The organism is Streptomyces sp. NBC_00582, assembly GCF_036345155.1.
In the GTDB taxonomy this organism is placed as follows: domain Bacteria; phylum Actinomycetota; class Actinomycetes; order Streptomycetales; family Streptomycetaceae; genus Streptomyces.
The window spans coordinates 2,145,831-2,169,005 of the sequence record NZ_CP107772.1 but is presented as its reverse complement, the minus strand read 5'-3'; the positions used below and the strand labels follow the sequence as shown (position 1 = coordinate 2,169,005).

Annotated in this window: 19 protein-coding genes; 6 read left to right on the top strand and 13 right to left on the bottom strand. The window is 72.0% G+C overall.

Annotated elements, in window-relative coordinates; translation table 11 throughout:
- The first annotated feature begins 21 nt into the window (after positions 1-21).
- From OG852_RS09210 to OG852_RS09200, 3 genes are read left to right on the top strand one after another with little or no spacing between them, the layout of a single operon-like run.
- The gene (locus OG852_RS09210) at positions 22-1,167 is read left to right on the top strand and encodes an NAD(P)/FAD-dependent oxidoreductase (protein ID WP_133913784.1); all 1,146 of its coding nucleotides are present in this window, start codon (positions 22-24) and stop codon (positions 1,165-1,167) included.
- On the top strand, positions 1,164-2,246 hold the full coding sequence (locus OG852_RS09205; RefSeq protein ID WP_330347566.1) for a saccharopine dehydrogenase: 1,083 nt from the start codon (positions 1,164-1,166) through the stop codon (positions 2,244-2,246). Before OG852_RS09210 ends, OG852_RS09205 begins: the two co-directional genes overlap by 4 nt.
- Positions 2,239-3,414: a saccharopine dehydrogenase family protein gene (locus OG852_RS09200; protein ID WP_330347565.1), complete on the top strand. Its 1,176-nt coding sequence runs from the start codon at positions 2,239-2,241 to the stop codon at positions 3,412-3,414. Before OG852_RS09205 ends, OG852_RS09200 begins: the two co-directional genes overlap by 8 nt.
- A gap of 3 nt (positions 3,415-3,417) precedes the next feature.
- On the opposite strand, the gene OG852_RS09195 is transcribed toward OG852_RS09200, so the two are convergent.
- The 3 genes from OG852_RS09195 to OG852_RS09185 are packed head-to-tail and all read right to left on the bottom strand — an operon-like array spanning position 3,418 to position 6,765.
- Positions 3,418-4,647: a serine hydrolase domain-containing protein gene (locus tag OG852_RS09195; protein ID WP_330347564.1), complete on the bottom strand. Its 1,230-nt coding sequence runs from the start codon at positions 4,645-4,647 to the stop codon at positions 3,418-3,420.
- A 58-nt stretch (positions 4,648-4,705) separates the two neighbouring features.
- Complete coding sequence (locus OG852_RS09190) at positions 4,706-6,154, bottom strand: MFS transporter (protein WP_330347563.1); 1,449 nt, start codon at positions 6,152-6,154, stop codon at positions 4,706-4,708.
- The gene (locus tag OG852_RS09185) at positions 6,151-6,765 is read right to left on the bottom strand and encodes a TetR/AcrR family transcriptional regulator (protein ID WP_133913779.1); all 615 of its coding nucleotides are present in this window, start codon (positions 6,763-6,765) and stop codon (positions 6,151-6,153) included. The genes OG852_RS09190 and OG852_RS09185 overlap by 4 nt, the downstream gene beginning before the upstream one ends.
- 139 nt (positions 6,766-6,904) lie before the next feature.
- Here OG852_RS09185 and OG852_RS09180 point away from each other — a divergent pair, with 139 nt between their 5' ends.
- Complete coding sequence (locus OG852_RS09180) at positions 6,905-7,354, top strand: PPOX class F420-dependent oxidoreductase (RefSeq protein WP_133913778.1); 450 nt, start codon at positions 6,905-6,907, stop codon at positions 7,352-7,354.
- Between the two features lie 91 nt (positions 7,355-7,445).
- Here OG852_RS09180 and OG852_RS09175 read toward each other — a convergent pair whose 3' ends face one another.
- On the bottom strand, positions 7,446-8,789 hold the full coding sequence (locus tag OG852_RS09175) for an MFS transporter (RefSeq protein WP_133913777.1): 1,344 nt from the start codon (positions 8,787-8,789) through the stop codon (positions 7,446-7,448).
- 403 nt (positions 8,790-9,192) lie between these two features.
- Positions 9,193-9,858 carry a TetR/AcrR family transcriptional regulator gene (locus OG852_RS09170; protein WP_133913776.1) on the bottom strand — a complete coding sequence of 222 codons (666 nt, stop codon included), beginning with the start codon at positions 9,856-9,858 and terminating at the stop codon, positions 9,193-9,195.
- Between the two features lie 161 nt (positions 9,859-10,019).
- Between OG852_RS09170 and OG852_RS09165 the strand changes: the two genes are divergently transcribed.
- The gene (locus OG852_RS09165; RefSeq protein ID WP_133913945.1) at positions 10,020-10,895 is read left to right on the top strand and encodes a shikimate dehydrogenase; all 876 of its coding nucleotides are present in this window, start codon (positions 10,020-10,022) and stop codon (positions 10,893-10,895) included.
- An 82-nt stretch (positions 10,896-10,977) separates the two neighbouring features.
- Positions 10,978-12,804, top strand: a complete 1,827-nt coding sequence (locus OG852_RS09160; protein ID WP_330347562.1) for a bifunctional sugar phosphate isomerase/epimerase/4-hydroxyphenylpyruvate dioxygenase family protein — start codon at positions 10,978-10,980, stop codon at positions 12,802-12,804.
- Positions 12,805-12,823: 19 nt separating this feature from the next.
- Here OG852_RS09160 and OG852_RS09155 read toward each other — a convergent pair whose 3' ends face one another.
- From OG852_RS09155 to tkt, 8 genes are read right to left on the bottom strand one after another with little or no spacing between them, the layout of a single operon-like run.
- Positions 12,824-14,266 carry a membrane-associated oxidoreductase gene (locus OG852_RS09155; RefSeq protein ID WP_330347561.1) on the bottom strand — a complete coding sequence of 481 codons (1,443 nt, stop codon included), beginning with the start codon at positions 14,264-14,266 and terminating at the stop codon, positions 12,824-12,826.
- 41 nt (positions 14,267-14,307) lie between these two features.
- Positions 14,308-14,901: a histidine phosphatase family protein gene (locus OG852_RS09150; RefSeq protein ID WP_133913773.1), complete on the bottom strand. Its 594-nt coding sequence runs from the start codon at positions 14,899-14,901 to the stop codon at positions 14,308-14,310.
- Positions 14,902-14,907: 6 nt separating this feature from the next.
- Positions 14,908-15,789, bottom strand: a complete 882-nt coding sequence (gene gnd / locus OG852_RS09145; protein ID WP_133913772.1) for a phosphogluconate dehydrogenase (NAD(+)-dependent, decarboxylating) — start codon at positions 15,787-15,789, stop codon at positions 14,908-14,910.
- Positions 15,790-15,798: 9 nt separating this feature from the next.
- On the bottom strand, positions 15,799-17,439 hold the full coding sequence (gene pgi, locus OG852_RS09140) for a glucose-6-phosphate isomerase (RefSeq protein WP_330347560.1): 1,641 nt from the start codon (positions 17,437-17,439) through the stop codon (positions 15,799-15,801).
- Positions 17,432-18,367: a glucose-6-phosphate dehydrogenase assembly protein OpcA gene (opcA, locus tag OG852_RS09135; RefSeq protein ID WP_133913770.1), complete on the bottom strand. Its 936-nt coding sequence runs from the start codon at positions 18,365-18,367 to the stop codon at positions 17,432-17,434. The genes pgi and opcA overlap by 8 nt, the downstream gene beginning before the upstream one ends.
- Entirely contained in the window at positions 18,364-19,899 is a 1,536-nt protein-coding gene (zwf, locus tag OG852_RS09130) for a glucose-6-phosphate dehydrogenase (RefSeq protein ID WP_133913769.1), read from the bottom strand. Before zwf ends, opcA begins: the two co-directional genes overlap by 4 nt.
- Positions 19,896-21,044, bottom strand: a complete 1,149-nt coding sequence (gene tal / locus OG852_RS09125; protein ID WP_330347559.1) for a transaldolase — start codon at positions 21,042-21,044, stop codon at positions 19,896-19,898. The genes zwf and tal overlap by 4 nt, the downstream gene beginning before the upstream one ends.
- A 19-nt stretch (positions 21,045-21,063) precedes the next feature.
- Positions 21,064-23,139: a transketolase gene (tkt, locus tag OG852_RS09120; protein ID WP_330347558.1), complete on the bottom strand. Its 2,076-nt coding sequence runs from the start codon at positions 23,137-23,139 to the stop codon at positions 21,064-21,066.
- Between the last annotated feature and the right edge of the window lie 36 nt (positions 23,140-23,175).

Below are 23,175 nucleotides of genomic sequence, written 5' to 3'. Positions count from 1 at the left end.
GCAAGTGAAGGAGCCGCTCGCGTGAACACGCATGCCTCGGTCGTCGTCATCGGCGGGGGAGTGATCGGGACCAGCATCGCCTACCATCTGGCCGCCGCGGGCGTACGGGACGTCCTGCTGGTGGAGCGGGACGAGCTCGCCGCCGGCTCGACCTCGAAGGCCGCCGGAGGGGTGCGCGCCCAGTTCTCCGACGAGCTGAACATCCAGCTCGGGGCGCGCAGCCTGGAGGCGTTCGCGCGGTTCGGCGAGCAGTTCGGGCAGGACATCGGGCTGCACCGGGTCGGCTACCTCTTCCTGCTCTCCACCCCCGAGGAGGTCGCCTCCTTCGAGGCGGGCGTGGCCCTGCAGAACGCGCTCGGCGTGCCCAGCCGCATGATCGACCCGGCCGAGGCCCGCCGGCTCTCGCCGCTCATCACCACCGACGGCTTACGCGCGGCCGCGTTCTCACCCGACGACGGGCACTGCACCCCCGAGGCCGTCGTCCAGGGGTACGCGGCCGCAGCCCGCGGACACGGGGCGCGCATCCTGCGCCGCACCGCGGTGACCGGCATCGAGACCCGCGGCGACACCATCACCGGTGTCACCACCACCCTCGGCCCGATCAGCACCGACACGGTGATCTGCGCGGCCGGCGCCTGGTCCCGGCCGGTCGGCGCGATGGTGGGCGTGGACCTGCCGGTGCAGCCGCTGCGCCGACAGATCGCGGTCACGGAAGCGGTGCCCGGGCTTCGGCCGGACCTGCCCATGACGATCGACTTCACCACCACCCTCTACTTCCACGGCGAGGGCCCCGGTCTCCTCGTCGGCATGTCCGACCCGGACGAACGCCCCGGCTTCGCCACCGACACCCACGACCGCTGGATCCCCCGCCTCGCCGCCGCCCTGGAGCACCGGGCCCCCGACATCCTGGAGCTGCGCCGCACGGGAGGCTGGGCGGGACTGTACGAGGTGACCCCGGACCACAACGCCCTGATCGGTGAGGCGCATTCGGTATCCCGTTTTCTGTATGCGACCGGTTTCTCCGGGCACGGCTTCCTGCAGGGGCCGGCCGTCGGCGAGGTCGTCCGCGACCTCTACCTGGGCCGCGTACCCTTCGTGGACGTCACCCCCCTGAGCGCCGGCCGGTTCGCGGCCGACGCCCCGCGTCCGGAGGTCAACCGCGTATGACGGGCAGCACCGCCCCCCACCTGTGGCTGCGCCACGAGACCCGCACCACCGAACGGCGCACCCCCCTCGTCCCCGACGACGCCCGCCGTCTCGTCGAGGCCGGGGCGCGGCTGACCGTCGAGGAGTCCCCGCAGCGGATCTTCCCCGTCGAGGAGTACGAGGCGATCGGCGCCCGCGTCGCCCCCGCGGGCTCCTGGGTGTCGGCGCCGCCGGACACCGTCGTCCTCGGCCTGAAGGAACTCCCCGACGAGCCGACGGAGTTGACGCACCGCCATGTCTTCTTCGGGCACGCCTACAAGCAGCAGCCCGGCGCGGCCGACCTGCTGCGCCGGTTCGCCGCCGGGGGAGGGGCGCTCCTGGACCTGGAGTACCTGGTCGACGAACAGGGCCGCAGGCTCGCCGCGTTCGGCTTCTGGGCGGGCTACCTCGGCGCCGCGCTCGCGGTGCTCCACCACCGGGGCCGGCTGACCGCACCGCTGCGCCCCACCGACAAGGACGAGCTGGACGAGACCCTGCGCCGCCGGCCGGGCGACGAGGAGTTCACCGCACTCGTCGTCGGCGCCCTGGGCCGCAGCGGCCGGGGCGCCCGGGCCGCCCTCGCCACGGCCGGGGCCGACCCCACCTGCTGGGACCTCGCGGAGACCCGCGAGCTGGACCGCCGCGCCCTGCTGGACCACGACCTGCTCGTGAACTGCGTCCTCGCCACCACCCCGGTGCCGCCGTTCGTCCGCGAGGAAGACCTGGACGACCCGGCCCGCAGGCTGCGCACCCTCTGCGACGTCACCTGCGACGTCGGCTCGCCCCTCAACGTCCTGCCCGTCTACGACCGCACCACGCAGTGGACGGACCCCGTGCGCACCCTGCACAAGGAACCCCCGCTCGATCTGATCGCCATCGACAACCTGCCGTCGCTGCTGCCCCGCGAGTCCAGCACCGACTTCTCGGCGGCCCTGCTGCCCCCGCTGCTGGAGCTCCCCGCCGGGGACGCCTGGGCGCGCTGTCTCGAACGGTTCCGGCGGGCGGGTCGTGAACTCGGCATCGAACTCAACACAGGAAGAGGCGAGTTCGGCCATGACTGAGGTGGTTCCCGCGAGCGGCACCGTCCACTGGGTCGGCGCCGGCCTGTCCACGGGCAGCGGGCTCGCCGGCCTGTGCGCGCGCACCGACGGCGTCCGGCTGTGGCACCGTACGACGGACCGCGCGGCCGAGGCCCTGGACCGGCTGGGCCTGACCGGGCGCGCCGCACCCCGGGCCTACACCCTGGACGCGCTCACGGCCGAACTCGCCCCGGGTGACGTCGTCGTGTCGATGCTGCCCGCCCCCGACCACGCCCCGCTGCTCGCGGCCTGCGTGGCCCGGCGCGCCCACTTCGCCTGCTCCAGCTATGTCTCGGACGCGGTGCTGGAGCAGGTCCCGGCGGCCGGGAGGGCGGGGCTGGTCGTCCTCACCGAGGCCGGCCTCGACCCGGGCATCGACCATCTCTTCGCCCATGCGCTGGTCGCCCGCGCACGGGAGGCGGTCGGCGCGGACACGGCGGCCTCGTACCGCTTCACCTCGTACTGCGGCGGTGTCCCGGCCGTCCCGAACGACTTCCGCTACCGCTTCAGCTGGGCGCCTCTCGGGGTTCTCAACGCCCTTCGCACACCGGCTCGTTACTTCGCGGACGGCGCCGAGACGGTCGCCGCCCGGCCCTGGGAGGCGACCCGCCGGCACGTCGTCGACGGCGAGTCCTTCGAGGTGTACCCCAACCGGGACAGCGTGCCCTTCGTCGAGCAGTACGGGCTGCCGCCCGCCTGGAAGCCGGTCGGCTTCGTACGCGGCACCCTCCGTCTGGACGGCTGGCTGGGGGCCTGGGAGCCGGTGTTCGAGGAGCTGAAGGCGGGCGACGACGCGCGGATCGCCTCGCTGGCACGGGAGTTGGCCGACACCTATCCGACGACCGACACCGACCGCGACCGGGTGGTCCTGGAGGTCTCCCTGGAGGTCTCGCAGGAGGCGGACTCCGACGCGGCGGACGACCAGGCTTCCTGGGCGGGGAGTTACCTGCTGGACCTGGTGGGCGACGAGGAGGAGAGCGCCATGGCGCGGTGCGTCTCGCGCACCCTCGCGCTCGGCGTCCGGCACATCCTGGACGGCACACTGCCGCCCGGCCTGAACCGGGCGGCCGAGACGGCGGCCCGGTCGGCTCAATGGCTCGACGAACTGGCCGATGAGGGAGTGGAGTTCACGGTGCGCGGCGACGGCTGACGGTCAGTCGGCCAGGGCCTCGTGCACCAGCCGCTTGAGGTCGGGGTACAGCTTCAGCGACCTCCTCGGCCGCACCTGTGTCAGGAACTGCACGCACACGTCGGCCTGCGGGTCGATCCAGAAGGTGGTCGTGGCGACACCGCTCCAGCCGTAGGTGCCGAGGCCCGCCGGGGCCTGGGTGCGGTCCGGGTCGACGACCACGGACACGCCCAGGCCGAAGCCGACGCCGTCGTTGCCGGGTTCGTCGTGCGCCGGGCGGCTGCCGAAGGCGCGCAGGTCGGCGCCGCCGGGGAGGTGGTTGCGGGTCATGAGGTCCACCGTCTGCGGGGCGAGCAGCCGCACCCCGTCGAGTTCGCCGCGGCGGCGCAGCAGCTCGCTGAACCGGTGGATGTCGTATGCGGTCGCCACCATGCCGCCGCTGCCCGACAGGAACCGGGGACGTCCGAACAGCGGCAGCCCGGCGATCGGCTCGATACCGCCGCCGTCGGTGTCCCCGTACAGCTCGGCCAGTCGGCCCGCCTGCTCGTCGGTGACCTGGAAGCCGGCGTCCGGCATGCCCAGGGGGCGGAAGATCCGCTCGGCGAGGAACGTGTCGAGGGGCTGCCCGGAGACCACCTCGACGATCCGGCCGAGGACATTGGTGGACACCGAGTAGTTCCACTGCGTGCCCGGCTCGAACTGCAGCGGCAGCCGCGCGTACGCCTCGACCGTCTCCGCCAGATTCGAGCCGGGCAGCACCGCCGACTCCAGACCGGCCTCGCGGTAGAGGGCGTCGACGGGGTGACAGTGGTAGAAGGCGAACGTCAGCCCCGAGGTGTGCGTCATCAGATGCCGGACCAGCAGCGGCTGCTCCACCGGGCGGGTGGTGAGGTCCTCGCCCGAGCCGCCCGCGTACACCCGCTGCCCGGCGAAGGCCGGGAGGTGGTCGGCGACCGGGTCGTCGAGTCGCAGCCGGCCCTCCTCCATCAGTATCAGGGCGGCGACGGAGGTGACCGGCTTCGTCATGGAGTAGATCCGGTACAGGGTGTCGGCCTCGACGGGCAGGCCGGCGGCGACGTCGCGGAGACCGTGCGTGGTGAGGTGCGCGACACGGCCGCCCCGGGAGACCGCCACGAGGAAACCGGGCAGCCGCCCCTCGTCGACGTAGTGGGCGACGTGCTGGTCGAGGCGGTCCAGAGCCTTCGCGTCCAGCCCGACCTCGCTGGGGTCGACCTCTTGTCGCAGCAGTGCCATCGTTCTCCTCCGGTGCGTTCGTGCGAGGTGCGGTCCCAGGTCCCCGCCCGGCACGACCTCACTGCTCATGGTCGCGCAGGGAACGGGCGTGCGGACTGCTTTCCACGCCGTGAGCCGTGTGGGGTGTGTCGCTTCGGCCGGCCGTCGCCCCGACGGGCGGGTGGGCGTCGGCGGACGCGGGGGCGTGCGCCGGGGCGTCACCAGGCGTGGGGGCGGATGCGGGGCGCCCCGGCAGCGCACGGCAGACGGGGAGCGCCGCGAGAGCCGCCCCACCCAGCACCGCCATCGGCGTCCAGGCCGCACCGAGGCCCGTGAGCACGGTCGCGGAGGCCACCCCCAGCACGGGGCCGACGTTCATCGCCGTCTGCTGCAGCCCGCCCGCCACCCCGGCCGCCTCGGCGGGAGCCCGCCGTACGACGACATGGGTGGCCGCCACCATCACGGTCCCGAACCCCGCGCCCACCAGGGCGAACCCCGCGGCGAAGGCCGCCTCGCCCGGGGCGCGGGCCAGCACCAGCAGACCGGTGCCGAGGACGGCCGTCGCCCCCGTGACCACGGCCCGGGCGCCCGCCCGGCGCAGCAGCACCGCCGACACGGGCGCCGCCGCGATCAGGAACACCGCCAGCGGCAGACTGAGCAGCGCACTGCGCAGGGCGGTGAGCCCGAGGCCGTCCTGGAGGACGTAGACACAGGCGAACAGCCCGCCGTTGAGCGCCGCCGACGCGATGACCAGCAGGGCGAGCGCGCCGCCGACCGCGGGGGAGCGCACGACGTCCGGCGGCAGCAGGGGCGCGGACGCCCGCCGCTCGTGGCGTACGAAGGCGACCGCCGCGAGCAGCGCCGCAGGCGCGGACCAGGTCACGCCCGGGAGCGTGACCAGCGCGTGCACCAGACCGGCGAGGGCCACGGCGAGCAGCAGGGCGCCGGGCAGGTCCAGCGGAGCGCCGACGGGCGGCCGCCGCTTCTCGCGCGAGGCGAGCGCGAGCACGCCGAACAGCAGGGCCGACACCACGTTGAGCAGGAACACCGACCGCCAGCCGAACGAGGTGGCGAGCGCCCCGCCCACCACCGGCCCCGCGGCGGCCGCCACGCCGATGGCCGCCGTCCGCACCGCGATCGGTGTGCGCAGCCGCTCCGGCGGGAACGACGTCCGCAGCATTCCCAGCGTGGCAGGCTGAAGCAGCGCCCCGAACACCCCCTGTACCACGCGCAGGGCGACGACCCAGCCGACGCCCGGCGCCACCGCGATGCCGGCCGAGGCGGCGCCGAAGCCGAGCATGCCGACGGCGAAGGTACGGCGGTGCCCGTAGCGGTCGCCGAGCCGTCCCGCGAACACCAACAGGCCCGCGACGGCGACGAGATAGCCGGTGCTGGTCCACTGGACCTGGGTGAGGGAGGCGTGCAGGTCGCGGCGCAGGGTCGGCTGGGCGACGGTGAGCACGGTGCCGTCCAGGGCGACGACCACGGCGCCCGCCACACTGCTCGCCAGCGTCAGTGGGCGGTTCACCGGTCGTCCCGTGGCCCGGCCGGTCCGAGGTGCGCGTCGAGCGCGGTCCGCAACAGGGGCATGAAGTCGTCTGTGCCCGTGGCGAGTTGGAGACTGCCCCAGCCCCAGAGCTGGGCGATGCCGTGCAGGTTCGCCCACAGCGCCCCCGCGACCGCCCGCGCGTCGGCCTCGGGACGCGCCCGGCCCACCAGCTCCACCAGGACGCCGAACAACGGCAGGCTGGTGTCCCGCAGCCGCAAGTGACCGCTCTCCAGCAGGTCGTGACGGAACATCAGCTCGTACATCCCGGCGTTGTCCAGTGCGAACTCCAGGTAGGCGCGCCCCAGTTCGGTGATCTGGGCGCGCGGGTCGGCGGTGCCGTCGCCGAGCGTCGTCGTCACCCGGATCCCCAGCTCGGTGAAGCCGCGGCGGGCGATGGCCGAGAGCAGCTCCAGATGCGTCGGGAAGTGGCGGCGGGGCGCGCCGTGGGACACCCCGGCCCGGCGGGCGATCTCCCGCAGGGTCAGCGCACCGGCGCCCTCCAGGGCGACCAGGTCCACGCCGACGTCGACGAGACGCCTCCGCAGATCGGGGTCCGGCTTCTCGGAGTCCGGCTTCTCGGATTCGCTCATAGACACTGTCTACCACTGGCTGGTAGACAGTGTCTACGGACCGTCTCGGGGGCTCGCGGGCGTGCGGTGAGGTGTGTCGGGGTGGGGGTGGGGTGCTGGCGGGGGAATGCGCTCCGGTGGCGCGCCGGTTGTGCGGGGCATGACTCAGGACACGACGCGCCACGCCCTGCTCGCCCTGCTGTCCGAAGGCCGCAGCGGAGTGCTGGTCACCCTCAAGCGAGACGGCCGCCCCCAGCTGTCGAACGTCAGCCACCACTACTACCCCGACGAGGGCGTCATCCGGATCTCCGTCACCGACGACCGCGCCAAGACCCGCAACCTGCGGCGCGACCCCCGCGCCTCCTACCACGTCACCACCGCGGACCGCTGGGCGTACACGGTCGTCGAGGCGACCGCCGACCTCACCCCGGTCGCCGAGGACCCCTACGACGACACGGTCGAGGAACTCGTCCGCCTCTACCGCGACGTCTCGGGCGAGCACCCCGACTGGGACGACTACCGCGCCGCCATGGTCCGCGACCGTCGCCTCGTCGCCCGGCTGCGGGTCGAGCGGGCGTACGGCATTCCCCGGCGGGCCGACGGGGCGTGAGGGCCGCGCAGGCCCGAGCCCCCGGGCGCCGTGGCGGCGTCCGGGGGCTCGGGAGGTACCGGAGGTACGGGAGATGCGGGGCGGGGCGGGATCAGGCGGTGACCGTCTCCGGCTGGGGGACCTCACGGGCGCCCCGCTCGCCGAGCCGCTCCGTCGGGATCTTCGCGGTCTCCCGGGCCGACAGGGCCGCGATCACCGGCGGCAGGCACAGCGCCGCCGTGAACAACGCCACCGACGACCAGTCGTCGCCGTCCGGGCCGGCGATCCGGGCGGCGAACGTGACCGCGAAACCGGCCACGGCGAACCCGATCTGCGTACCGATCGCCATGCCCGACAGCCGCACCCGGGTCGAGAACATCTCGCCGTAGAACGACGGCCACACACCGTTCGCGGCGCTGTACACCACACCGAAGGCGACCACGCCGAGGACCAGCGTCAGCGGGTAGGAGCCGGTGGAGATCGCCCACAGGTACAGGAACATCGCCACCGCGCTGCCCACGGCACCGATCAGATACACGGGGCGCCGGCCGATGCGGTCGGACAGTGTCGCCCACGCCGGGATCGCGCCCAGCGCGACCAGGTTGGCGAGCGCACCCACCCACAGCATCGACGAACGGCTCATGCCGACCGCGTCGCTCGTCGCGTACGCCAGCGCCCACACCGTGAAGATGGTGCTCACCGAGGCGATGAGCGCGCCCCCGACCACCCGCAGCACATCGGCCCAGTGCTCGCGCAGCAGCACGGCCAACGGCAGCCGCACGACCTCGCCCGTGGCCTGCTGCGCCTCGAACGCGGGAGTCTCCTCCAGCTTGCGCCGGATCACATAGCCGACCACGGCCACCGCGATGCTCAGCCAGAACGGCACCCGCCAGCCCCACGCCAGCAACTGCTCCTCCGGCAGCGCCGCCACCGGAATGAACACCAGCGTCGCCAGCAGCTGCCCGCCCTGCGTGCCGCTCAGGGTGAAGCTGGTGAAGAAGCCACGCCGGTGCGGCGGCGCGTGCTCCAACGTCATCGAGTTGGCGCTGGCCTGCTCACCCGCGGCGGAGATGCCCTGCAGGACGCGGCACAGGACCAGCAGCACCGGCGCGAGCCCGCCGACCTGGGCCCGGGTCGGCAGACAGCCGATCAGGAACGTCGACACGCCCATCAGGATCAGCGTGAAGACCATGATCTTCTTGCGGCCCAGACGGTCGCCGAAGTGCCCGAGGAACAGCGCGCCGACCGGCCGCGCCGCGTACGCGACACCGAACGTGGCCAGTGACAGCAGGGTCGCGGTGGCCGGGTCCGACTCGTCGAAGAAGACCTTCGGGAAGATCAGCGCGGCCGCGCTGCCGTAGATGAAGAAGTCGTAGTACTCCAGGGCGCTGCCGATCCACGCCGCCGTGGCGGCTTTCTTCGGCTGACCGGGAGGTGCTGCGGCGGGGACGGACACGGCGTGCTCCTTCGGGGGAACTCCAACGTACGTGGGAGTGGGACAAGGGGAGAAGGGCCGGATCCCTGGGGTGCGGGGCGGCTGCGCCGGGTCGAGTGATCCCCGGCTAATTAACCCACTGGGTAGTTAGTAGCGGATGGCCAGTGATGTTGCGCCGATGTTTCTCCGCTGTCAATAGGTCTCGTCGCGGGGATCTGGCGGCGACGGTATGCAATCCGCCGTCCGCAGTCGGGTGTATGCCGATGGCGGTCGGCGGTCGGCGGTCGGCGGTCGGCGGTCGGTGTTGGCGGGTCTGTGGTCTGCGGTCGACAGTCGACGATCCGCAGTCCGCAGTCCGCAGTCCGCACCTCGCGGTCGGCTGTCGACAGTCGGTAGTCGACCGTCGGCAGCCGACCGTCCGCGGTCAGCTCCCCGCCCGCTCCGCCGTCAGATACGCGATCACCATGTCGCCGAGCATGGTCCGGTAGTGCTCCCGCTGCGCCGGATCCACCAGGTCGCGGCCGAACAGCGCGCCGAAGGTGTGCCGGTTGGCCACCCGGAAGAAGCAGAACGAGCTGATCATCGCGTGCAGGTCGACGGCGTCCACCTCAGCCGTGAACAGCCCGGACTCCTGGCCGGCGGCGAGGATGCGGCGGATGACGTCGAGCGCGGGGGAGCCGATCCTGCCGAGTTTCTCGGAGGCGGCGATGTGCTCGGCCTCGTGGATGTTCTCGATGCTGACCAGCCGGATGAAGTCCGGGTGCTGTTCGTGGTGGTCGAAGGTCAGCTCGGCCAGGCGCCGGATCGCCGCCACCGGGTCCAGGTGCTCGACGTCGAGCCGCTGCTCGGCCTCGCGGATCACGCCGTACGCGCGCTCCAGGACGGCCGTGAAGAGCTGCTCCTTGCCGCCGAAGTAGTAGTAGATCATCCGCTTGGTGGTGCTGGTGCGGGCGGCGATGTCGTCAACGCGGGCTCCGGCGTAGCCGACGCGGGCGAACTCCCGGGTCGCCACGTCCAGGATCTCGGCCTGGGTCCGGGCGGCGTCACGGGTGCGCCCGTTGGATCGTGCCGGTTCGTCGACGCTGGTCATCGGGTTCCTTCGGGCGGCGTGGCTGCGATGCGGCGATTCTAGGAGCCGATCCCGTCCCGTGAGGCGAGAGGGGCTTCCCCGGCGCCCGGCCGGGATGCTATGACTAACTCACCAGTTCGTACATTAGCCAGCGGCTCAGGAGGTCCTCCGTGACCAAGGATGTGACCAGGGACTCGTATCTCGTCGGACTGATCGGTTCCGGTATCGGCCCGTCGCTCAGTCCGGCGCTGCACGAGCGGGAGGCCGACCGGCAGGGGCTGCGCTATGTGTACCGGCTGATCGACATCGACGTCCTCGGGGCCGCTCCGCAGGCGGTCGGCGACCTGGTACGGGCCGCCCGCGACCTCGGCTTCGACGGGCTGAACATCACCCACCCGTGCAAGCAGCTCGTCATCGAGCACCTGGACGCGCTCTCGCCACAGGCCGAGGCGCTCGGCGCGGTCAACACGGTCGTCTTCGAGGGCGGCCGGGCCGTGGGCCACAACACGGACGTCACCGGGTTCGCCGCGTCGTTCGCCCGCGGGCTGCCGGACGTTCCGCTGGAGCGGGTCGTGCAGCTCGGCGCGGGCGGCGCGGGCGCGGCCGTCGCGCATGCCACGCTCACCCTCGGCGCCGGGCGGGTGACCGTCGTCGACGCGCTGCCCGAGCGGGCCGCGCAGCTCGCCGCCGCGCTGAACGCCCACTTCGGCGAGGGCCGGGCGGCCGCGGCGGGCCACGACCGGCTGCCGGAGCTGCTCGCGCACGCCGACGGTGTCGTCCACGCCACCCCGACCGGTATGGCGGCCCACCCCGGCCTGCCGTTCCCGGCCGGGCTGCTGCGGCCCGGTCTGTGGGTCGCCGAGGTCGTCTACCGTCCCCTGGAGACCGAACTGCTGCGCAGTGCCCGCGCCCTGGGCTGCGCCACGCTCGACGGCGGCGGCATGGCCGTCTTCCAGGCGGTGGACGCGTTCCGCCTGTTCACCGGGCGGGAACCCGACAGCGCCCGCATGCTCGCCGACATCGCCGAGCTGGCCGGCGCCGTCCCCGTCCCCGAGTAGCCACCCGGGTGGCCACCACCTCCCCGGCGCGAGCCGGCCCGTCGTCGCCACCCCGAAGCAACCAGAACCACGAGGTGCCCAGGTGCGTACGTCCATCGCCACCGTCTCCCTGAGCGGATCCCTCACCGAGAAGCTCACGGCGGCCGCCCGCGCCGGCTTCGACGGCGTCGAGATCTTCGAGAACGACCTGCTCGCGAGCCCCCTCACCCCAGAGGACATCCGCGCCCGCTGCACGGACCTCGGGCTCACCGTCGACCTCTACCAGCCGATGCGTGACGTCGAGGCCGTGCCCGAGGCCGAGTTCGCCCGCAATCTGCGCCGGGCCCGCCACAAGTTCGAGCTGATGGGCCGGCTCGGCGCGGACACCGTCCTGGTCTGCTCCAGCGTCTCCCCGCTCGCCGAGGACGACGACGCCCTCGCCGCCGAGCAGCTCGCCCGACTCGCCGACCTCGCCCAGGACTTCGGCGTCCGCGTCGCCTACGAGGCACTCGCCTGGGGACGGCACGTCAGCACGTACGACCACGCCTGGCACATCGTCGACACCGCCGGCCACCCGGCGCTCGGCACGTGCCTGGACAGCTTCCACATCCTCTCCCGCAGCTCCGGCCCCGAGGACCTCAAGGGCATCGCGGACATCCCGGGGGAGAAGATCTTCTTTCTTCAGCTGGCCGACGCGCCGCTGCTCGGCATGGACGTCCTGCAGTGGAGCCGCCACCATCGCTGCTTCCCCGGGCAGGGTGGATTCAATGTGGTGGATCTTGTACGCCGTGTATTGCATACAGGCTACGATGGTCCGCTCTCCCTCGAAGTCTTCAACGACGTCTTCCGGCAGGCCGAGGCCGGCCCCACCGCCATCGACGCCCGCCGCTCCCTGCTGATGCTCCAGGACGAACTCGGCATCGTCACCCTGCCCGCCCCGGCCGCCCCCACCGGGATCGCCTTCACCGAGCTGGTCACCCCCGACGCCGAACCGGTCTCCACCCTTCTCGGCTCCCTCGGCTTCGCCCGCACCGCCCGCCACCGCGGCAAGCCCGTCGAGCTGTGGGAGCAGGGCGAGGCCCGGATCCTGGTCAACACCGGACCCGCCGCCCTGGCACACTCCCGGCTCCGCTCGCGCGGAGGGACCCCCGGCGACGGCACCACCCTCGCCGCCGTCGGCCTGGAGTCCCCGGACCCGGCCGCCGCCGCCCGCCGTGCCGAGGCCCTGCTCGCGCCCGTCCTGCCCCGCCGCCGCGCCGCCGAGGACGCCCCCCTCGACGCCGTCGCCGCCCCCGACGGCACGGAACTCTTCCTCTGCGCGACGCACCGCCCCGGACTGCCCGACTGGCGCGCCGACTTCGAGGACGACCCGCACACCCCGGCACCCCCCTCCGACGTCCGCGTGGACCATGTAGCGCTCACGCAGCCCTGGCACCAGTTCGACGAGGCCGTCCTCTTCCACCACGGTGTCCTCGGCCTCGAGGCACAGGAGAGCGTCGACGTCGCCGACCCCTACGGGCTGCTCCGCAGCCGGGCCGTGACCAGCGCCGACGGCGCCGTCCGTTTCCCGCTCACGGTGGGCGCCGCCCCCGGCGACGACTCGGTGATCGCCCGGCACGTCGCGCTGGCCACCGACGACGTCGTCGTCGCCGCCCGCCGCTTCACCGCCGCCGGCGGCCGCCTGCTGCCGATCCCCGCCAACTACTACGACGACCTCGCGGCCCGCTTCGTGTTCGCCGACGGCGAGCTGGAGACCTACCGGGAGCTGGGCATCCTCTACGACCGGGACGCGCACGGTGTCTTCCGGCACTGCTACACCCGCACCGTCGGCCGCGTCTTCTTCGAACTGGTGCAGCGCGACGGCGGCTACCGGGGCTACGGCGCCGCCAACGCCCCGGTGCGGCTCGCCGCGCAGCACACCGCCCGCTGACCTGCTCACCGGGACCTGCCTACTGGCGGCTGATCGTCCGGGTCACGCCGGCGGCGACGGTCGTGGCCAGGATCCAGCCCGTCGCGACGAGGACGTACGACAGCGTCTGGTACCCGCCCCGCGGGGCGAACGCCTCCTCCTGCCCGAAGGAGATCACCGGCAGCAGCAGGTCCAGGGTGTAGAAGACGGGGTTGAACTCGGGTGCCTCGTCCGCCTTGAGGGGCGGCGGAGGGTGCCCGGCGTAGGCGATCGAGCCGACGGCGAGCAGGGACAGCAGCCAGACGGCGGCGCGCAGCGGACGGAAGCCGTAGCCGACGGCCGCGTCCTGGAGGTGTCCCCACAGCCGTCCGTGCCAGGGGAGGGTGGAGCGGCGGCGGCGCTGCTTGGCGAGCTGGACGATGCGGGCGGCCTGGTCGTCGCCGGTCCTGCGGTATGCGGCCGTCAGTTGTTCGTACGCGTGCGGGTCGAAGCCCTGGCCGTCGCGTTCCAGCATCGGCAGCCGGTCCTCGGCGGGCGCGTGCGGCGTGAGGAAGGTGTAGGTGAGGTCGAGCAGGCGCACCTGGTCGGGGAGCATCTCCGGCTCCACGCTGAGCTGGTTGATCTCGGCCCGCCGCAGGTTCAGCATGCCCTCCACCCGGGGGCCCCGGCGCAGCCACAGCTCGCCGATCACACAGCTGCTGGCGCGCAGGGCGATGCCGCCGGGGTTGGACAGCCGGGCGTGCAGCAGGTCCACCCGGCCGGGTATCCGGGCGTCGCGCAGGTCGATCCGGCCCTGCGTGGCGAGCCGGCGGCCCAGGAGGTTGGCGCCGACCTCCAGGGCGTCGGCCTCCAGCACGTTGGCGCCCGGGTTGCTCAGCTCGGCGTCCTCCAGGTCGAGGGATCCGGCGACGGTGGCGCCGTCGAGCCGGATCAGGCCCCGGGCGCGCAGACCGCGGGCGCACAGGTCGTCGTCGACACCGAGCTGATGGAGGTGGAGGGCGGGGCGGCCGGTGTCCCCGGCGGTGGCCTGCGCCTCCTCGAGGAACAGCGCGCCGGCGATCTGCGCCCCGTCCGCGCGGACCGGCCCGTGGAACCGGCAGCGGGTCAGCCGCAGGCTGCCGTCGACGCGGGCCCGGGTCACCGACAGACCGGGCATGTCCGAGTCGCGCATGCTGACGTAGCGCAGATGGGCGCCGATGAGGTCGGGCGCCTCGTCGAACCGGCAGTGGGTGAGATGGACGACGCTGTCGACCGTCGCGTACCGCAGGTCCAGCGCACCCGTGACGCGGGCGCCCCGCACTTTGAGGGCCGCTATCTCACCCTGCTTCCGGGGGCCGTTGAGGAGCAGCGTCCGCAACACCGCTGCCCTTACGGTCCGTTCGGGGCCCCAGTCGTCGGAGTCGTCGCGGAAGTCCACCTCCGCGCCGGTGGGGAAGGCCCGCCAGACGCGCTGTTCGGCCGGTGTCAGATCGTCGATCTCCATCAGCCGCGACTCTGGCGGGCCCCCCGGGCGGTGTCAACCGGCTATGGCCGTACGTTCCATTCGGCGATCACGGGCCATCCGTGCTCCGTCGACAGCCTGCTGTACGTTCCCGTCGCCAGCTGGAACAGCCGGCCCTGTCCGGGCGGCAGTCCGAGCCGACGGGCCGTCAGAACGCGTAGGAAATGCCCGTGGGCGACGAGTACCGCGTCTCCGCCGCAGTCCGCGAGCGCCGCGTCGACCCGGGACAGCACCCGGTCGGCCCGCCGCCCGATCTCCTCGGGCGACTCACCGGGGTGGCCGTCCGTGCCGGGAGGCACGCCGTCGGTCCACAGGTTCCAGGTGGGCCGGTCGCGGTGGATCTCGACGGTGGTGATGCCCTCGTATGCGCCGTAGTCCCACTCGTGCAGGTCGGGTGAGGCGACCGCCCCGCCGATGCCCGCGAGTTCGGCCGTGCGCACGGCACGGTCGAGCGGGCTGGTCAGGGCCAGGCAGAAGGTCCGGTGGGAGAAGAACGGAGCGAGCGACTTGGCCTGCAGTTCACCGCTCTCGGTGAGGGGCAGGTCGGTCCAGCTGGTGTGCTGTCCCGACCTGCTCCACTCCGTCTCGCCGTGGCGGACCAGCAGAAGATCTCCCACGGGGGACTACTCCTTCGCGGCTTCGACGGCGTGGCCACCGAACTGGTTGCGCAGCGCCGCGATCATCTTCATCTGCGGGGAGTCGTCCTGGCGGGAGGAGAACCGCGCGAAGAGGGAGGCGGTGATCGCGGGCAGCGGCACGGCGTGGTCGATGGCGGCCTCGACGGTCCAGCGGCCCTCGCCGGAGTCCTGCGCCCAGCCGCGCAGCTTGTCGAGGTGCTCGTCCTCGTCGAGGGCGTTGACCGCGAGGTCGAGCAGCCAGGACCGGATGACCGTGCCCTCCTGCCAGGAGCGGAAGACCTCGCGCACGTCGGTGACGGAGTCGACCTTCTCCAGGAGTTCCCAGCCCTCGGCGTAGGCCTGCATCATGGCGTACTCGATGCCGTTGTGGACCATCTTCGAGAAGTGCCCGGCGCCGACCTTGCCCGCGTGGACATAGCCGTACGGGCCCTCCGGCTTGAGCGCGTCGAAGATCGGCTGGAGCCGGTCGACGTGCTCCTTGTCGCCGCCGACCATGAGGGCGTAGCCGTTCTGCAGCCCCCAGACGCCGCCGGAGACCCCGGCGTCGACGAACCCGATGCCCTTGGCGCCGAGCTCGGCGGCGTGCTTCTCGTCGTCCGTCCAGCGGGAGTTGCCGCCGTCCACGACGACGTCACCCGCCTGGAGCAGGTCGCCCAGCTCGTCGACGACGGACTGGGTGGGGGCGCCGGCCGGGACCATCACCCAGACGGTGCGCGGCGCTTCGAGCTGCTCGACGAGTTCGGCGAGGTCCTTGACGTCGGAGACTTCGGGGTTGCGGTCGTAACCGACGACGGTGTGGCCCGCGCGGCGGATCCGCTCGCGCATGTTGCCGCCCATCTTGCCGAGACCGATGAGACCGAGCTGCATGTCAGTTCACTACTTCCTGAGTTCGCGGTACGCGGCCACGAGGGCGGCGGTGGAGGGATCGAGGCCGGGGACGTCCGCGCCTTCGGTGAGGGCGGGTTCGACGCGCTTGGCGAGGACCTTGCCGAGCTCCACGCCCCACTGGTCGAAGGAGTCGATGTTCCACACGGCGCCCTGCACGAACACCTTGTGCTCGTAGAGGGCGACGAGCTGGCCGAGGACCGAGGGGGTCAGCTCGGCGGCGAGGATCGTGGTCGTCGGGTGGTCGCCGTGGAAGGTGCGGTGCGTGACCTGTTCCTCGGGCACCCCCTCTGCGCGGACCTCGTCGGCGGTCTTGCCGAAGGCGAGTGCCTGCGTCTGGGCGAAGAAGTTGGCCATCAACAGGTCGTGCTGGGCCTTGAGTTCGTCGCTGAGCTCGTCGACGGGACGGGCGAAGCCGATGAAGTCCGCCGGGATGAGCTTGGTGCCCTGGTGGATCAACTGGTAGTAGGCGTGCTGCCCGTTGGTGCCGGGCGTGCCCCACACCACCGGCCCGGTCTGCCAGGCGACCGGACGGCCCTCGCGGTCCACCGACTTGCCGTTGGACTCCATGTCGAGCTGCTGGAGGTAGGCGGTGAACTTCGAAAGGTAGTGGCTGTACGGCAGGACGGCGTGCGACTGGGCGTCGAGGAAGTTGCCGTACCAGATGCCCAACAGGCCCAGGATCAGAGGGGCGTTGGCCTCGGCCGGGGCGGTGCGGAAGTGCTCGTCGACGAGGTGGAAGCCGTCGAGCATCTCGCGGAAGCGGTCCGGGCCGATGGCGATCATCAGGGAGAGGCCGATGGCCGAGTCGTAGGAGTAACGGCCGCCGACCCAGTCCCAGAACTCGAACATGTTGGCCGTGTCGATACCGAAGTCCGCGACCTTCTCGGCGTTCGTCGACAGCGCCACGAAGTGCTTCGCGACCGCCTTCTCGTCGCCGCCGAGGCCCTCGAGGAGCCAGGAGCGGGCCGAGGTGGCGTTGGTGATCGTCTCGATGGTGGTGAACGTCTTGGACGCGACGATGAACAGCGTCTCGGCCGGGTCCAGGTCACGGGTGGCCTCGTGCAGGTCGGCACCGTCGACGTTCGACACGAAACGGAACGTCAAGTCCCGTGCCGCGTAAGCACGTAGCGCCTCGTACGCCATCGCGGGACCCAGATCCGAGCCGCCGATACCGATGTTGACGACGTTCCTGATCCGCCGGCCGGTGTGGCCGGTCCACTCGCCGGAGCGGACCCGCTCGGCGAAGTCGCCCATCTTCGCCAGCACCGCGTGGACGTGCGGCACGACGTTCTCGCCGTCGACCTCCACGACCGCGTCGGCCGGGGCGCGCAGCGCGGTGTGCAGGACGGCGCGGCCCTCGGTGACGTTGATCCTCTCGCCGCGGAACATGGCGTCGCGCAGCCCGAACACGTCGGTGGCGGCGGCCAGTTCGGTCAGCAGGGCCAGCGTCTCGTCGGTGACGAGGTTCTTCGAGTAGTCGATGCGCAGGTCGCCGACGCGCACCACGTACCGCTGCGCGCGCCCGGGATCCGTCGCGAACAGCTCCCGCAGATGCGGCGTCCCGTGGGCGCGGTGGTCCGCCAGCGCGGCCCACTCGGGCCGCACCGCGAGCTGGGGTGAGTCAGACATGAGAGGGGTTCTCCTTGGTGCCCTCGCCCTTGAGGGCGACGGCGTACATCTCGTCCGCGTCGAGGCGCCTGAGCTCCTCGGCGATGAGTTCGGAGGTCGTGCGGACCTTCAGCGCGAGCGTGCGCGAGGGCTGGCCCGGCAGGCTGAGCGTGGCGAGGGGGCCCTCGGGGCGGTCGATGACGACCTCGCCGTCCGCGGTGCCCAGCCGCACGGCCGTGACGACGGGGCCTGCGGTGACGATCCGGTCGATCCGCACGCCGAGGCGGGCCTCCAGCCAGCGCGCCAGCAGTTCGGCGGCCGGGTTCTCCGCCTCGGCCTCCACCGCGCCCGACACGATCGGCACCCGCGCCTGGTCCAGGGCCGCCGCCAGCATCGAACGCCACGGCGTCAGCCGCGTCCACGCGAGATCGGTGTCACCGGGCGCGTAGGAACGCATCCGGGTCTCCAGCGTCTGCAGGGGATGCTCGACCGCATACAGATCGGTGATGCGGCGCTGCGCGAGCGCGCCCAGCGGGTCCTTCGAGGGGTACTCGGGCGCGTCGACCGGCCACCACACGACGACCGGCGCGTCGGGGAGCAGCAGCGGCAGGACCACCGAGTCGGCGTGGTCGGACACCTCGCCGTAGGTCCTGAGGATCACCGTCTCGCCGGTGCCGGCCTCGGAGCCGACCCGCACCTCCGCGTCCAGCCGCGACTGGGTGCGCTCGCGCGGGGTGCGGGCGTGCCGCTTGATGACGACCAGGGTGCGCGAGGGGTGCTCGTGCGAGGCCTCCTCGGCCGCCTTGATCGCGTCGTAGGCGTTCTCCTCGTCCGTGACGATCACCATCGTCAGGACCATGCCCACGGCGGGTGTGCCGATGGCGCGGCGACCCTGCACCAGCGCCTTGTTGATCTTGCTTGCCGTGGTGTCGGTCAGGTCGATCTTCATGGCCTGCGCCAGCTCCGTCCGTCTCGTGCGAGCATCTCGTCGGCTTCCTCGGGTCCCCAGCTCCCCGAGGGATACTGCGCGGGCCTGCCGTGGGCCGCCCAGTACTCCTCGATCGGGTCGAGGATCTTCCAGGACTCTTCCACTTCCTGGTGGCGCGGGAAAAGGTTGGCATCGCCGAGCAGCACGTCGAGGATGAGCCGCTCGTACGCCTCCGGGCTGGACTCCGTGAAGGACTCGCCGTAGGCGAAGTCCATGGTCACGTCCCGGATCTCCATCGAGGTCCCCGGCACCTTGGAGCCGAAGCGGACGGTGATGCCCTCGTCGGGCTGGACACGGATGACGATCGCGTTCTTGCCGAGCTCCTCCGTCGCGGTGGAGTCGAACGGGGAGTGCGGCGCCGACTGGAAGACCACCGCGATCTCCGTCACCCGCCGGCCGAGCCGCTTGCCGGTGCGCAGATAGAACGGGACGCCCGCCCACCGCCGGTTGTCGACGTTCAGCTTCACGGCGGCGTACGTGTCCGTCGTCGAGGCCGGGTCGATGCCGTCCTCGTCGAGATAGCCGCGCACCTTCTCGCCGCCCTGCCAGGCGCCCGCGTACTGCGCCCGCACGGTGTGCTTGCCGAGGTCCTCCGGCAGTTTCACCGCCTTCAGCACCTTGAGCTTCTCGGTGAGCAGCGAGGCCGCGTCGAAGGAGGCGGGCTCCTCCATGGCCGTCAGCGCCATGAGCTGCAGCAGGTGGTTCTGGATGACGTCACGGGCCGAGCCGATGCCGTCGTAGTAGCCGGCCCGGCCGCCGATCCCGATGTCCTCGGCCATGGTGATCTGCACATGGTCGACGAACGACCGGTTCCAGATCGGTTCGAACATGGTGTTGGCGAACCGCAGCGCCAGGATGTTCTGGACGGTCTCCTTGCCCAGGTAGTGGTCGATGCGGAACACCTGGTCCGGTTCGAACACGTCGTGCACGACCGCGTTCAGCTCACGGGCGCTCGCCAGATTGTGCCCGAACGGCTTCTCGATGACCGCCCGCCGCCAGGACCCCTCCGGCGCCTTCGCCAGCCCGTGCTTCTTGAGCTGCTCGACGACCTTCGGGAAGAACTTCGGCGGCACGGAGAGATAGAAGGCGAAGTTGCCGCCCGTGCCGCGCGAGGTGTCCAGCTCCTCGACGGCCGTCTTGAGCTGCTTGAACGCCGTGTCGTCGTCGAAGTCGCCCGGCACGAACCGCATGCCCTCGGCGAGCTGCTGCCAGACCTCCTCGCGGAACGGCGTCCGCGCGTGCTCGCGCACCGCGTCGTGCACGACCTGCGCGAAGTCCTGGTCCTCCCAGTCCCGGCGGGCGAACCCGACGAGCGAGAAGCCCGGCGGCAGCAGCCCGCGGTTGGCGAGGTCGTACACGGCCGGCATCAGCTTCTTGCGCGACAGGTCGCCCGTCACTCCGAAGATCACCAGGCCCGACGGGCCCGCGATACGGGGCAGGCGACGGTCACGGGGATCCCGCAGGGGGTTGTCCCACACAGCGGTGGTGCTCATTCCGCGTCAGCTCCCTTGCTCTCCAGCGACTTCGTGACCGTGTTCAGCAAGTCCTCCCACGCCGCCTCGAACTTGGCGACACCCTCCTCCTCCAGACGGGTGACGACCTCGTCGTAGGAGACACCGAGTGCCGCTACGGCGGCCAGGTCGGCGCGGGCCCGGTCGTAGCCGCCGGTCACCGTGTCACCGATGACGGCGCCGTGGTCGGCGACGGCGGCCAGGGTGGCCTCCGGCATGGTGTTGACGGTGCCCGGCGCGACCAGGTCGTCCACATACAGCGTGTCCTTGTATGCAGGATCCTTCACACCGGTGGATGCCCACAGCGGACGCTGCCGGTTCGCCCCCGCCCGGGCCAGCGCGGCCCAGCGCTCCCCGGCGACGACCCCTTCGTACGCCTCGTAGGCCAGCCGCGCGTTCGCCAGCGCCGCCCTGCCCTTCAGCGCGAGCGCCTCGTCGGTGCCGAGGACCGTGAGCCGCTTGTCGATCTCGGAGTCGACCCGGGAGACGAAGAAGGAGGCCACGGAGTGGACGGTGGAGAGGTCCACCCCGTTGGAAAGCGCTTGCTCAAGGCCCGCCAGGTAGGCGTCCATGACCTCGCGGTAGCGCTCCAGCGAGAAGATCAGCGTGACGTTGACGCTGATCCCGAGGCCGATGACCTCGGTGATCGCCGGGAGGCCCGCCTTCGTCGCCGGGATCTTGATCATGGTGTTGGGGCGGTCGACGAGCCAGGCGAGTTGCTTGGCCTCGGCGACGGTGGCGGCGGTGTCGTGGGCGAGACGGGGGTCGACCTCGATCGACACACGGCCGTCGACACCGTGCGATGTTGTGTATACGGAATGCAGGATATCGGCTGCGGCCCGCACATCGGCCGTCGTCATCATCCGCACGGCCTCATCGACCGTCACGCCCCGCACGGCCAGGTCGGCGAGCTGCTCCTCGTAGCCCTCGCCGGAGCCGATGGCGGCCTGGAAGATCGACGGGTTGGTGGTGACGCCGACGACGTGCCGCGTGGCGACGAGGTCGGCGAGGCCGCCCGACTGGATCCGCTTGCGCGACAGGTCGTCCAGCCAGATGGAGACGCCCTCGTCGGACAGGCGCTTCAGGGCTTCCGCGGTGGACGCGGTCGCTTCGGTCACTGTGATCATCTTCTTTCTGGCGTTCGGATCAACCACGCGCGGCAGCAAGGGATTCCCGGGCTGCGGCGGCGACGTTCTCGGGGGTGAAGCCGTACTCGGCGAACAGGGTGTCCGCGTCGGCGGAGGCGCCGAAATGCTCGAGGGAGACGATGCGGCCGGCGTCGCCGACGTACCGGTACCAGGTCAGACCGATGCCGGCCTCGACCGCGACCCGGGCCCTCACGGCCGGCGGCAGCACCCGCTCGCGGTACTCCCGCGGCTGCTCCTCGAACCACTCCACGGACGGCATCGACACCACCCGCGTCCCGATCCCCTCGGCCTCCAGCAGGTCCCGAGCGGCGACGGCGAGCCGTACCTCCGAGCCGGTGGCGACGATGACGACGTCCGGGATCCGCTTCGACGACTCGCGCAGGACGTAACCGCCCTTCGCCGCATCGGGGTCGGGCTCGTACGTGGGCACGCCCTGCCGGGTGAGGGCCAGGCCGTGCGGGGCGGGACGGGTGGCGTGCCGCCGGAGGATCTCGGCCCAGGCGATCGCGGTCTCGTTGGCGTCGGCCGGGCGCACGACGTTCAGACCGGGGATGGCGCGCAGGGACGCCAGGTGCTCGACCGGCTGGTGCGTCGGGCCGTCCTCGCCGAGACCGACGGAGTCGTGCGTCCACACGTACGTCACCGGCAGCTGCATCAGCGCCGACATGCGCACGGCGTTGCGCATGTAGTCGGAGAACACGAGGAACGTCCCGCCGTAGACGCGGGTGTTGCCGTGCAGCGCGATGCCGTTCATCTCCGCGGCCATCGAGAACTCGCGGATGCCGAAGTGGATCGTGCGGCCGTACGGATCGGCCTCGGGCAGCGGGTTGCCCTCGGGGAGGAAGGAGGAACGCCCGTCGATCGTCGTGTTGTTGGAGCCCGCCAAGTCGGCTGAACCGCCCCAGAGTTCGGGCAGGACCGCGCCGAGCGACTGGAGCACCCTGCCGGAGGCGGCGCGGGTGGCGACCGGCTTCCCCGGCTCGAACACGGGCAGCGCGCCCTCCCATCCCTCGGGGAGCTGCCCCGCGACGACCCGGTCGAACAGCGCCGCCCGCTCCGGGTGGTCGGCGCGCCACCGCGTGAGCTGCTTGTCCCACGCGGCGTGGGCCTCCGCGCCCCGGTCGAGGGCGGCGCGGGTGTGGGCGAGGACGTCCTCGTCGACCTGGAAGGACCGCTCGGGATCGAAGCCGAGGACGCGCTTGGTCGCGGCGACCTCCTGCGCGCCGAGCGCCGAGCCGTGGGAGGCCTCGGTGTTCCGCGCGGTGGGAGCGGGCCAGGCGATGATCGTGCGCAGGGCGACGATCGAGGGGCGCGCGGTCTCGGCCTGCGCCGCCTTCAGGGCCGTGTACAGGGCGGATACGTCGATGTCGCCGTTGTCGGCGGGCTCGACGCGCTGCACGTGCCAGCCGTAGGCCTCGTACCGCTTCAGCACGTCCTCGGAGAACGCGGTCGCCGTGTCGCCCTCGATGGAGATGTGGTTGTCGTCGTAGAGGAAGACCAGGTTGCCGAGCTTCTGGTGCCCGGCCAGGGAGGAGGCCTCGGCGGAGACGCCCTCCTCCAGGTCGCCGTCGGAGACGATCGCCCAGACGGTGTGGTCGAACGGCGACTCGCCCGCCGGCGACTCGGGGTCGAACAGACCGCGCTCGTAGCGGGCGGCCATCGCCATGCCGACCGCGTTGGCGGCCCCCTGGCCGAGCGGCCCCGTGGTGGTCTCGATGCCCGCGGTGTGCCCGTACTCGGGGTGGCCGGGCGTCTTCGAACCATGGGTCCGGAAGGTCTTCAGGTCCTCCAGGTCCAGCTCGTAGCCGGAGAGGAAGAGTTGGGTGTAGAGGGTCAGCGAGGTGTGGCCGGGGGAGAGGACGAAGCGGTCACGGCCGGTCCACTCCGGGTCCGCCGGATCGTGCCGCATCACCTTCTGAAAGATCGTGTACGCGGCGGGCGCCAGGCTCATCGCGGTGCCCGGGTGGCCGTTGCCCACCCGCTGTACGGCATCCGCCGCCAGAAGGCGGGCGGTGTCGACGGCACGCCGGTCGAGTTCGGTCCACTCGAAGTCGTTCGGAAGCTGCGTGCTCATCTTCAAGACATCCTCGATGGGAGGGGGAGAGATGCT